This window comes from Rhodococcus parequi, from assembly GCF_046042785.1.
GTDB lineage: Bacteria > Actinomycetota > Actinomycetes > Mycobacteriales > Mycobacteriaceae > Prescottella > Prescottella parequi.
This window is the reverse complement of sequence record NZ_JBDLNV010000005.1, coordinates 46,450-57,667: the sequence shown is the minus strand read 5'-3', so window position 1 is coordinate 57,667 and position 11,218 is coordinate 46,450. Positions and strand designations below refer to the sequence as shown.

Genomic DNA, 11,218 nt, shown 5'->3' with positions numbered 1-11,218 from the left:
TATTCCACGGCCCGGGGACCGAAAACTAATTCGCGAGATCGTCCACGGTCGCGGCCTCGTTCCGGGACAGGTTGATGCCCAGGTTCGCGGCGGCACGCTCGAGGTCCTCGTCGTCGCCGTCGGCCATCGCGATGGCTGCGCCGTCCGAGGACAGCACCTCCACGTTGAGGCACAGCGACTGGAGCTCCTTGAGGAGCACCTTGAAGGACTCGGGGATGCCCGGCTCGGGGATGTTCTCGCCCTTGACGATGGCCTCGTACACCTTCACGCGACCGACCACGTCGTCCGACTTGATGGTCAGCAGCTCCTGCAGGGTGTAGGCGGCGCCGTACGCCTGCATCGCCCAGCACTCCATCTCACCGAAGCGCTGGCCACCGAACTGGGCCTTACCGCCGAGCGGCTGCTGGGTGATCATCGAGTACGGGCCGGTCGAACGCGCGTGGATCTTGTCGTCGACCAGGTGGTGCAGCTTGATGATGTACATGTAGCCGACCGACACCGGGTACGGGAACGGCTCGCCGGAGCGACCGTCGAACAACGTCGCCTTGCCGTCCGGGCCCACCATGCGCTCGCCGTCACGGTTCGGCAGGGTCGACCCCAGCAGACCCGTGAGCTCGTCCTCCTTGGCACCGTCGAACACCGGGGTGGCGATGTTCGAGTCGGCCGGTGCGGACAGCATCTCCTCGGGCAGCGTCGCCGCCCAGTCGGGACGCGAACCGTCACCCGCGATCTGCACGTTCCAGCCGGTCTTGCCGATCCAGCCGAGGTGCGTCTCGAGAACCTGACCGATGTTCATACGACGCGGAACACCGTGGGTGTTCAGGATGATGTCGACCGGAGTGCCGTCGGGCAGGAACGGCATGTCCTCCTGCGGGAGGATCTTGCCGATGACGCCCTTGTTGCCGTGGCGGCCGGCGAGCTTGTCGCCGTCCTGGATCTTGCGCTTCTGGGCAACGTAGACGCGGACCAGCTCGTTGACGCCCGGAGGCAGATCGTCGTCGTCCTCGCGCGAGAACACGCGGATACCGATGACCTTGCCGGACTCACCGTGGGGCACCTTGAGCGACGTGTCGCGGACCTCGCGGGCCTTCTCGCCGAAGATCGCGCGCAGCAGGCGCTCCTCCGGGGTCAGCTCGGTCTCGCCCTTCGGGGTGACCTTGCCGACCAGGACGTCGCCGTCGCGGACCTCGGCACCGATACGGATGATGCCGCGCTCGTCGAGATCGGCGAGGACCTCGTCCGAGACGTTCGGGATGTCCCGGGTGATCTCCTCGGCACCGAGCTTGGTGTCGCGGGCGTCGATCTCGTGCTCCTCGATGTGGATCGAGGTGAGAACGTCCTCCTCCACGAGGCGCTGCGACAGGATGATCGCGTCCTCGTAGTTGTGGCCCTCCCACGGCATGATCGCCACGAGCAGGTTCTTTCCGAGCGCCATCTCACCGTTCTCGGTGCAGGGGCCGTCGGCCAGGACCTGGCCCGACTCGACCCGCTGGCCCTCGTCCACGATCGGACGCTGGTTGGCGCACGTGCCCTGGTTGGAGCGCGCGAACTTGCGCAGGCGGTACGTGGTGCGGCTGCCGTCGTCGGCCATGACCGTGACGTAGTCCGAGGAGACCTCTTCGACCACGCCGGTCTTCTCGGTGACGATGACGTCGCCGGCGTCGACCGCGGCGCGCAGCTCCATACCGGTACCGACCAGCGGCGACTCACTGCGCACCAGCGGAACCGCCTGACGCTGCATGTTCGCGCCCATGAGGGCACGGTTGGCGTCGTCGTGCTCGAGGAACGGAATCATCGCGGTCGCGACCGAGACCATCTGGCGCGGCGAGACGTCCATGTAGTCGACGTCCGAGGACGAGACGAACTCGACCTCGCCACCCTTACGACGGACCAGAACGCGGTCCTCGGCGAAGCGGCCCGACGTGTCGACCGGCGAGTTGGCCTGCGCCACGACGTGGCGGTCCTCCTCGTCCGCGGTCAGGTAGTCGACCTGGTCGGTGACCTGGCCGTTCTCGACCTTGCGGTACGGGGTCTCGATGAAACCGAACGGGTTGACCCGTGCGTACACCGAGAGCGAACCGATCAGACCGATGTTCGGGCCCTCGGGGGTCTCGATCGGGCACATACGGCCGTAGTGCGACGGGTGGACGTCGCGGACCTCGAGGCCCGCGCGCTCACGGGACAGACCGCCGGGGCCCAGCGCCGACAGGCGACGCTTGTGGGTCAGACCCGACAGCGGGTTGTTCTGGTCCATGAACTGCGACAGCTGGGAGGTTCCGAAGAACTCCTTGATCGCGGCGACGACCGGGCGGATGTTGATCAGGGTCTGCGGCGTGATCGCCTCGACGTCCTGAGTCGTCATGCGCTCACGGACGACACGCTCCATGCGGGACAGGCCCACGCGGATCTGGTTCTGGATGAGCTCGCCCACCGTGCGCAGACGACGGTTGCCGAAGTGGTCGATGTCGTCGACCTCGACGGGCACCTCGACGCCGCCGGGAGCGGTCATCACGGTGTCACCGGCGTGCAGGTGCACGAGGTACTCGATCGTCGCGACGATGTCTTCCTCGGTGAGGGTCGACGCCTCGATCGGCAGGCCCGTGTTCAGACCCAGCTTCTTGTTGATCTTGTAGCGGCCCACGCGAGCGAGGTCGTAGCGCTTGTCCTTGAAGAACAGGTTCTCCAGGAGCGTCTGCGCGCTCTCCTTGGTCGGCGGCTCGCCCGGACGCAGCTTGCGGTAGATGTCGAGCAGGGCCTCGTCGGTGTTCTTGGCCGGATCCTTCTCCAGGGTGGCCATCATGATCTCCGAGAAACCGAACCGCTCGCGGATCTCCTCGTCGGTCATGCCGAGCGCCTTGAGCAGCGTCGTGACCGGCTGGCGGCGCTTGCGGTCGATGCGGACACCGACGGTGTCGCGCTTGTCGACGTCGAACTCGAGCCACGCGCCACGGCCCGGGATGACCTTGACGCTGTGCAGGGTCTTCTCGGTGCTCTTGTCGATGGACTCGTCGAAGTACACGCCCGGCGAACGGACCAGCTGCGACACGACGACACGCTCGGTGCCGTTGATGATGAATGTGCCCTTGTCGGTCATCATCGGGAAATCACCCATGAAGACCGTCTGGCTCTTGATCTCACCGGTGTTGTTGTTGATGAACTCCGCGGTGACGAACAACGGCGCCGCGTAGGTCATGTCCTTGTCTTTGCACTCGTCGACCGAGGCCTTCACCTCGTCGAAGCGCGGGTCCGAGAAGGACAGCGACATCGACCCGGAGAAGTCCTCGATGGGCGAGAGCTCGGCCAGGATCTCTTCGAGACCACCCGTTACCGCTCCGTCGCGGCGTGCGGCCGCACGCTCGCGCCAACTCGGCGAGCCGACCAACCACTCGAACGAATCAGTCTGTAGATCGAGGAGCCCTGGGACCTCGAGGGGTTCGCGAATCTTCGCGAACGAAACCCTTCGGGGGGCTCCGGGGATTCCGGCAACTGCCTTGGTCTGGCTAGAGACTGCCAAGATGCGTCCTTCCAGCACCTCACGCGGGCCGCTCTTGCTGGTGCGACCGCCGCTGTATCTGCTTCTTCATGTGGGGCGAATTCGCTGGTCACAACCCGAACGAAGCCTCGCCACAGGAGCAGGAAGCGAATCACTTCGCCGCAGTGAGGTCGAGAGGTGGACAGGAGGCAGCCAGCGCAACGTCCAAAAGTACACCCAAACCCAATAGATGTCGAGTCGGGCAGCAGAAAGGACACCCGTCGGGGTGCTGCGCGCGTGTGAGACGCGTGAATGTTCACGGATAGAGTGACGCGAGATCATCGCCGCGTCAAGCCTGAGTCCCGGCGATTCGATCACGGACCGTCCGCGCGGGTGGTGCGTGCGAATCGCCGGCCACAGCAGGCGCTGACCGAGGCTGTGGAGGCCGGACTACTGATCCGCGATATCAGACAATAGCCACACGCCGCCCACTTTTTCCATCCGAACGATCAACGGGCCCGACGCACTGTCCTGTGCGACCCCGTTGGACTCCGCACTGACCGTCACGTTCGTGATCAGTTCGGCCCGGTCACCGTCCAGAACCTTCACACCGACGTCGGTCACCTGAACGGTCGTGGCCGTCCCGCCCTGCTTCACCGCCGCCACGGTGGGATCGATCGTCTTGTCGAACTCGCCGCGCATGGTGTCGGTGAGCACGCCGCGGGCCCGGTCCGGATACTCGTCGATCGTGTCGGGGCTGTAGGTGTACAGCGTGTTCAGGGCGGACCGCGCCGCCTCCGTCACCTCAGCGGTGCCACCGCCGTCGACGTACGCGGTGTTCGCGACATCCGCACCGGGCCTGAACGCGGCGATCACGGCGAACACGGCCAGCACGACCGCCACCGCCCCGAGAACCGCCACGAGCCGCGCACGTGGGCCGCCGAATCGCGACGCACCGGCGCTGGTGCCGGGCTCCTCGGCCCCCGGAGCCGAGATCGGCGCGGTAGGGCGCGCCTCGTCGACGAGCGCCACCCCGACCGCCGTCGGACCGTCGGCGTCCGAGACGGCGTCGACGGTGGCCGGTCGAACGTCGCTACCCGGCCGCCCGCTGCCCGTACCGGCGACCTTGGGGCGCCGAGCGGACGACGCGGGCTTGGTGGTGCGGCGAATGGGAGGCATGACGGGGAACTCCTTCCGCCGGGCGGTGCGATCGATACCGCCCGGGATGTGCATGAGACTGGGGGCGGCTACCGGCCGCCGGCGTCCGACTCGGGAGCGGGCGCCGCGGGATCCGGCGCGGGTGCCGCGGGGTCCTGGGCGGGGGCCGCGGGGTCCTGGGCGGGGGCCGCGGGCGACTCCTCGAGCACGGCCGCATTGCCGAGATTGACGGACTTGGACGCCCGCCAGATGCCGTCGTCGCCCTCCTCCATCGTCAGCCGCATCGTGACACGCACCTTGCGCGACGTCTCGTTGGGCCACGACGTCGTGGTGGCGAGCACGACGATCGCGTCGGCGATGCCGTCGTCGGTGTTGAGCGAGGTCAGCGACGCTCCCAGCACCTCGGACTCACTGCGCGCGCCCGTCTGCCGAGTCTGCTGCGCCAGCTGGTCGCGCGTCGTGTTCAGGTCGTCGACCAGACCACCGGTGATGGACGACTCGATGTCGGCGAACGACTTGTCCAGGTTCGCGGCGTCGAACGAGTTGAGACTGATCGCGGCCTGCCGGGCGTCGGCGAGTGCCGACTCGCGGGCATCGGCGGCCGGTTTCTCCGACAGCGCGGCATGCGCCCATCCGTAGCCGAACCACACCGCAGCCGCGAGCGCACCGACGAGGAGCACACACACCGCGACCGTGGCCGCGACGAGCGTGTTGTTGTTCTTGGTGGTGTCCGTCACACGGCAACCTTACTCTCGGGTAACGAATGCTTGCCGAAGGCTACCGGACCGGCACGACGCCCATCAGGGTGGCGATCTGGGTGGCGATCGGGTTGAGGTTCAGCTTGTCCGGGTCGGTCTTGGGCGTGCTGTCCCACGGCTGCGGCGTCTCCGGGTCGGCGTAGACGATCCGCTCGGCGCTGCGCACACCCGTCGGGTTGCCCTGCTCGACGGTGCACCGGGCGTTCGCGTTGAACGGGAAGTTGTCCACGGTGTCGTCGAAGTTCGGATTCTCGGCCTTCATCTGCGCGAGGATCTCCTGCGTGCCCTCGTAGCCCTGCGTGCACGGCACCGGGTTGTTGGTCTCGAGCACCAGGCCGAAGTGGATGGTGCCGTCGCCCGGTGCGACCGCCGACGCGCCCGCGGACAGCGCCGGCAGGAACTGGAAGAACGGTTGCAGCGCGATGAACGTCGGCGAGATCCGCGTCAGGGTCGTCGTGAGGTTGGTGAGATTCGCCGTGAGGGCGTCACCGCTGTTGGCGACGAGCTTGCCGACCGTGTCCGTGGTGTCCTTGCCGGTGCCGATCAGCCGGCGAACGTCCGGATCGCTGGACTTCAACTGGGCGGTGATCTGGTCGAGCCCGTCACTGAACGTGCGGATCGCATCCGCCTGATCGGCCTGGGTGTCGAACACCGTCCGGCCGTCGCTGATCAACGCCAGCGTCTCGGGAAGCGCCTCGTTCGCCGTTTCGGTGAACCGGCCCAGCGAATCGACGAGGACCTGCAGGTCCCCGCCCTTACCGGTGAACGCCTTGCCGAGTTCCACGACGGCTGTGTGCAGCGAGTCCGTCGGCACCGACCGGGCCAGCCGGTCGACGCTGCCGATCAGGTCCTCGACCGGAATCGGCGTCGCCGTGTTCTTTTCGAGGATCACCGAGCCGTCGGTGAGGAACGGGCCCTGGTCGGTGTCGGGCTGCAGATCGACGTACTGCTCACCGATCGCCGAACGATTCGCCACGACGGCCTTCGCCGACGCCGGAATCTGCGGAGCTCCGTCGTCGATCATGAGCGCCACGGATACGCCGTCCTCGGTCAACGTGAGGTCGCCGACCCGCCCCACCGGAACGCCGCGGTAGGTGACCTCGGCGTTGGTGAAGATGCCACCGGAGTGCGCGAACTTGGCATCGACCTGGTATTCGCCGAATCCCAGCAGTGTGTCGAGCCGGACGTACTTGGCGCCGACGTACCCGATACCGAGCACCGCCACGACGATGAACGCCACCAACTGCCACTTGGCCAGACGCGAGACCATTACTCACCCACCCCCAGCTGCTTCAGGACCGCATCGAACGGGTTGACCGGAGCATTCGACGGCGCCGACACCGGCGCGGTTCCCGGCTCCGGGACCGGATTGGGCACGATCGGAGGGATCGGCAGGATCGACACCGTCGGCCAGCCCGGCCGCGGACCGTTGCCGTTGTAGTACGGGTTGTCGGGATTCACCGGAACCGGCGGACCGTACTTCGGCGGGTAGTACACCGGGTCCGGTTTGCCCACGCCCAGGTTCGACAGGGTGTCGCCGATCTGGAGGTCGATCGACAAGAACACGTTCGCCTGGCCACCGTGGATCGACGGGATGATCGAGTCCGGGAACGGGAACGTCGGCACCAACGGCAGAGACGTGATGATGTCGGGTGTCGCCACACCGAGTTCCTGCAGCGTCGGGCGCAGCGCACGCAGGTCCGCGATCAGATCGTCCTTGGAGCGGTTGATGACGTCCGACCCGACCTGACCGAGCCGATCGACCTGGCCGAGCATCTGCACCAACTGCGGACGCTGCTCGGACAGGATCGCCACGCCCTCGGGCAATTCGTCGAGGATCTTCTCGAGCTTGCCCGTCTGGTCCGCCACCCGACCGCTCAGCGTGTCGAGGCCGTCGAGGGCCCGGGTGATCGAGTCACGCTGCTCCTCGAGACCGGCGATCAGGGTGTTCGCCTGTTCGAGCAGACCACGAACCTTCGTCTCGCGGCCGTCGAGTGCCATCTCCAGCTCGGACACGATCGGCTGCAACTGAGCCACGCCGCCACCGTTGAGCAGCAGCGACAACGCGCCCAGCACCTGCTCGATGTCGGTGGCGTGCCGGGTGCGGTCCACCGGAATGGTGGCGCCGCTCGCCAACCGGGCCGTCGACGCGTTCTGCGGCGGGGCCGAGATCGCGATGAACTTCTCACCGAGCAGGTTCGACTGCTGGACCTCGGCGACCGCGTTGGCCGGCAGATCCACCGACCGGTTGACCAGTGTCTCCACCTGCGCGGTCCAACCGTCGTCGGCCACCGAGATGTTCTCGACGCGGCCGACCGGCACACCGTCGACTTTGACCGTCGACTGCGGCACCAGGTCCAGGACGTCGTCGAACTCGATCTTGACGTGCATCGGATCGCTGCCGATGTCCGCGCCGCCGGGCAGTGGAATCGAGTAGATGCCGTCCGAACCGCACGCGCTGACGGTCAACGCGACGACGCACGCGCCTGCCGCGGCTGCGGCCGTTTTCCGAAGATGCTTCACGGCGTGCCCCCCTGCAGTTGCGTGTCGCCACCGAGCCGCGGCGACGGGGTTCCGGGGACCGTCCCGGGCACGGCACCGCGCTGCAGGTTGTCGCCGCTGAGGATCCCGAGCGGCAGATTGAGCGTCGGAGTCTTCACACCGGCCGTCAACTGGTCGGTGACGACCTTGCAGTTGTCGATCAGCGGCTTCATCTGCCGCCCCAGGGCCTCGAACTCCGGATCGCCCGGCTTGAGCTTGGCGATGTCGATGAGCTTGCAACCCAACCCGAAGGGATCCTGGAGATCGGGCAGATCGACGCGCATCTGGAGCGTGCCCGATTCGGCGTCGTGGGTGTTGACGAGATTGCTGATCGCGAGCGGGATCGTCACGAGCGCCTCGGCGAGCGAGTCCCGCTGATCGGAGACGGTCTGGGTGACCGTGGTGAGGCTCTCGATGTTGCCCTGGAGCAGTTCCCTGTTGTTCTCGACGAACCGGGCCACGTCGCCGAGGGCGAGCGAGAGCTGATTGAGCGCGAGTCCCAGGTTCTCCTTCTCCCCCGCCAGGTACCCGCTGAAGTCCGCGAGCTGCGTGTTGAACTCGCGCACCTGGGTGTCGTTCGCCGCGAGGGCGCTGACGAACACCTGCAGGTTCTTGACGGTGTCGAAGATGTCGGCCCGGGAGTCGGAGAGCGTCCGCGCCGCCGCCGACAGTTGCGTGAACGTGTTGCCCAGCGCATCGCCGTTGCCGTCCAGGTTGGCGGCCGCGGTGTCGACGAGATTCGACAGCGCACCGTCCTTGTTGGCGCCGTTGGGGCCGAGCGCTTCGGACAGCTCCGTCACGCTCGCGTAGAGCTGGTCGACCTCGACGGGCGTCGCGGTGCGCTCCCTCGGGATGGTCGCGTCACTCGCCATCTTCTCGCCGCCCGAGTAGACGGGGGTGAGCTGGATGTACCGGTCGGAGACCACCGAAGGCGTGACCTGCGCCGCCTTCGCGTCCGCCGGGATGTCGACGCCACGGTCCACGGTCATCGTGACCTGCACCTGGTCGCCCTGCGGCACCACCGAGTTCACGGTGCCGACCTTGACGCCGAGCACCCTGACGTCGGAGCCCTCGTAGATGCCGACCGACTTGTCGAAGTAGGCGGTGATCTTGGTCGTTCCGGCGTTCTGGAACAGCCACCACAGCACTCCGACAGCCACGACTGCGACGGCAGCGATCAGGGCCACCGGAATCCACTTGCGGGTACCTGCCTGTGCCTCGCTCATGTCAGTTCCCCTCCAAGGTGCGCAGCGGCTCGCGATATCCGGGGATATCCGGCAGCCCGGGCGGGGTCAGGTTGGTCACGACCGAGTCGAACCAGCGGCCGTTGCCGAGCACGTTGGCGTAGATCCGATAGAACGGCGCGGCGAGCTCGAGAGCCTTGCTGACGTTCTGCTGATTGGCGTTGAGGATGTCTACGACGCCCTGCAACTGCGTCAGCGCCGGCGTGATCTGCGCTTCGTTGTCCGCGACTAGTCCCGTGAGCTCACGGGACAGGGTCTGCGTGCTGGTGAGCAGTTGCCCGATCGCCTGCTGCCTCGTGTTGAGCTCGGCCAGCAGGGTGCCACCGTTCGCGAGGATCTTCTGGAACTGATCGTTGCGGTCGGCGAGGATCTGGGACGTCTGCTTCGTCGCCTCGAACAGCTTCTTCAGCTCCTGGTCGCGCTTGGCCACCGTCTCCGACAGTCGCGCGACACCGTCGAGCGAGCCGCGGATCTCGTCCGGCGTGCCGGCGAAGGACTGCGACAGCACCTCGAAGCTCGACGCCAGCTGTGTGGTGTCGATGTCCTCGAGGGTCGTGGCCGCATCGCTGAAGGCGTCGATGACGTCGTACGGCGACGTCGTCCGTTCGAGCGGAATCCGGGTGCCCGGGTCGAGGACCTCGGTACCGCGCGGATCGAGGGCGAGATACTTCTGGCCGAGGATCGTCTTGATCTGGATCGACGCCGTCGTCTGGTCGCCGATCCACGCGTCCTTGGTCTGGAACGTGACCAGCACGCGGTCGCCGTCCAGATCGACGCCCGACACCTTGCCGACCTTGACGCCTGCGACGCGTACCTCGTTGCCGGGCTTGAGACCGGCGGCCTCCGTGAACTCCGCGGAGTAGCGGTTGCCCGCACCGATGATCGGGAGGCTGTCGAGGAAGAACGCCGACATGGTCGCGAGCAGGATGACGACGATGCCCAGGGCACCGGTCACCGCGGGATTGCGCCTCTTGGTCATGGCTGCTCACCGTCCGCGTAGCAGCGGGGCGCCGCGTTGGTGTAGATCGGCTGGTTGATCGTGGGCAGGTTGGTGGGCAGGTTGAGCTGCGGCGCGGTACCCGGACCGGCGACGACGTCGATGCCGCACAGGTAGAACTGGAACCACGAGCCGTAGCTGCCGGCGCGGCCCAGCTTCTCCATCTTCACCGGCAGATTCGCCAGAACCTGGTTGACGTCGGCGGACCGCTCGTTGATGTGCCCGGCGACGGTGTTGAGGCCGGCGATCGAGCCCTGGATCGAGGGCCTCGTCGGCACCAGCAGATCCGCGGTGGCGCTGGTCAGGTCGGACAGCGACTGCACCGACTGACCGATCACGCCGCGATCTGCCGACAGCCCGCTGACGAGCCGTTCGGTGTTCACGATCAACTGATCGACCTGCTCGTCCCGCTTGTTGACCGTCTCGAGGACACGGTTGAGATTGGTGATCAGATCGCCGATCACCCTGTCCTTGTCGGCGATCGTGTTGGTCAGTGAGGCAGTGTTCGCCACAAGTTCCTCGATGGTGCCGCCCTCCCCCTGGAACACCTGGATGATCTGGTACGACAGCTTGTTCACGTCGTCGGCGCTGAGGGTCTGGAACAGCGGCCGGAACCCGTTGAACAGGGTCGTGAGGTTGACCGCGGGCTTGGTGCGGTCCAGCGGGATGGTCTCCCCCGCGTTCATCTTGTAGCCCTGCTGCCCGGTCCCCTGTTCGAGCGCGATGTACCGCTGGCCCACCAGATTGCGGAAGCGGATGGTCGCGGTCGTGCTCGCCGGCAGCCAGTCGCGATCGCTGATCGCGAACTCCACCTGGGCTTCACGGTCGTCGACGATCTCGATCTTCGTCACCTGGCCGACGCGCACACCCCCGATGCGGATCTCGTCGCCCTTGTTGAGCGACGTCACGTCGGTGAACCGGGCGCTGAACTTGGTGCCGCCCGTGGCTCCCGAATTCGCGATCGTGAGCGCGAGCGCTCCCGTGGCGAGGATCGTCACGAGCGCGAAGATCACCAGTTTGGTGAGCGGCGCAGCCACCCCTCGCAACT

General features: G+C 66.8%; 8 protein-coding genes. All 8 read right to left on the bottom strand.

Going from position 1 to position 11,218, the window contains the following annotated elements; translation table 11 throughout:
• Positions 1-25: 25 nt before the first annotated feature.
• The 8 genes from rpoB to ABEU20_RS14860 all read right to left on the bottom strand — a co-directional run bounded on the left by rpoB (position 26) and on the right by ABEU20_RS14860 (position 11,216).
• Entirely contained in the window at positions 26-3,532 is a 3,507-nt protein-coding gene (rpoB, locus tag ABEU20_RS14895; RefSeq protein WP_420165184.1) for a DNA-directed RNA polymerase subunit beta, read from the bottom strand.
• Between the two features lie 390 nt (positions 3,533-3,922).
• Positions 3,923-4,651, bottom strand: a complete 729-nt coding sequence (locus ABEU20_RS14890; protein ID WP_420165183.1) for a mammalian cell entry protein — start codon at positions 4,649-4,651, stop codon at positions 3,923-3,925.
• 68 nt (positions 4,652-4,719) lie between these two features.
• Positions 4,720-5,367 carry a mammalian cell entry protein gene (locus ABEU20_RS14885; RefSeq protein WP_420165182.1) on the bottom strand — a complete coding sequence of 216 codons (648 nt, stop codon included), beginning with the start codon at positions 5,365-5,367 and terminating at the stop codon, positions 4,720-4,722.
• Positions 5,368-5,407: 40 nt separating this feature from the next.
• Positions 5,408-6,658 (bottom strand): MCE family protein, encoded by a 1,251-nt coding sequence (locus tag ABEU20_RS14880; protein WP_420165181.1) that lies wholly within the window; start codon positions 6,656-6,658, stop codon positions 5,408-5,410.
• Complete coding sequence (locus ABEU20_RS14875; RefSeq protein ID WP_420165180.1) at positions 6,658-7,911, bottom strand: MCE family protein; 1,254 nt, start codon at positions 7,909-7,911, stop codon at positions 6,658-6,660. Before ABEU20_RS14875 ends, ABEU20_RS14880 begins: the two co-directional genes overlap by 1 nt.
• The gene (locus ABEU20_RS14870; RefSeq protein ID WP_420165179.1) at positions 7,908-9,155 is read right to left on the bottom strand and encodes an MCE family protein; all 1,248 of its coding nucleotides are present in this window, start codon (positions 9,153-9,155) and stop codon (positions 7,908-7,910) included. Before ABEU20_RS14870 ends, ABEU20_RS14875 begins: the two co-directional genes overlap by 4 nt.
• Before the next feature lies 1 nt (position 9,156).
• Positions 9,157-10,152: an MCE family protein gene (locus tag ABEU20_RS14865; RefSeq protein ID WP_420165178.1), complete on the bottom strand. Its 996-nt coding sequence runs from the start codon at positions 10,150-10,152 to the stop codon at positions 9,157-9,159.
• Positions 10,149-11,216 carry an MCE family protein gene (locus tag ABEU20_RS14860; RefSeq protein ID WP_420165555.1) on the bottom strand — a complete coding sequence of 356 codons (1,068 nt, stop codon included), beginning with the start codon at positions 11,214-11,216 and terminating at the stop codon, positions 10,149-10,151. Before ABEU20_RS14860 ends, ABEU20_RS14865 begins: the two co-directional genes overlap by 4 nt.
• Between the last annotated feature and the right edge of the window lie 2 nt (positions 11,217-11,218).

What these genes read in the sequence shown, in the direction of transcription:
- ABEU20_RS14890 (WP_420165183.1), bottom strand. Translation starts at nt 4,651, where the DNA reads ATGCCTCCCATTCGCCGCACCACCAAGCCCGCGTCGTCCGCTCGGCGC.
- ABEU20_RS14880 (WP_420165181.1), bottom strand. Translation starts at nt 6,658, where the DNA reads ATGGTCTCGCGTCTGGCCAAGTGGCAGTTGGTGGCGTTCATCGTCGTG.
- ABEU20_RS14870 (WP_420165179.1), bottom strand. Translation starts at nt 9,155, where the DNA reads ATGAGCGAGGCACAGGCAGGTACCCGCAAGTGGATTCCGGTGGCCCTG.
- ABEU20_RS14865 (WP_420165178.1), bottom strand. Translation starts at nt 10,152, where the DNA reads ATGACCAAGAGGCGCAATCCCGCGGTGACCGGTGCCCTGGGCATCGTC.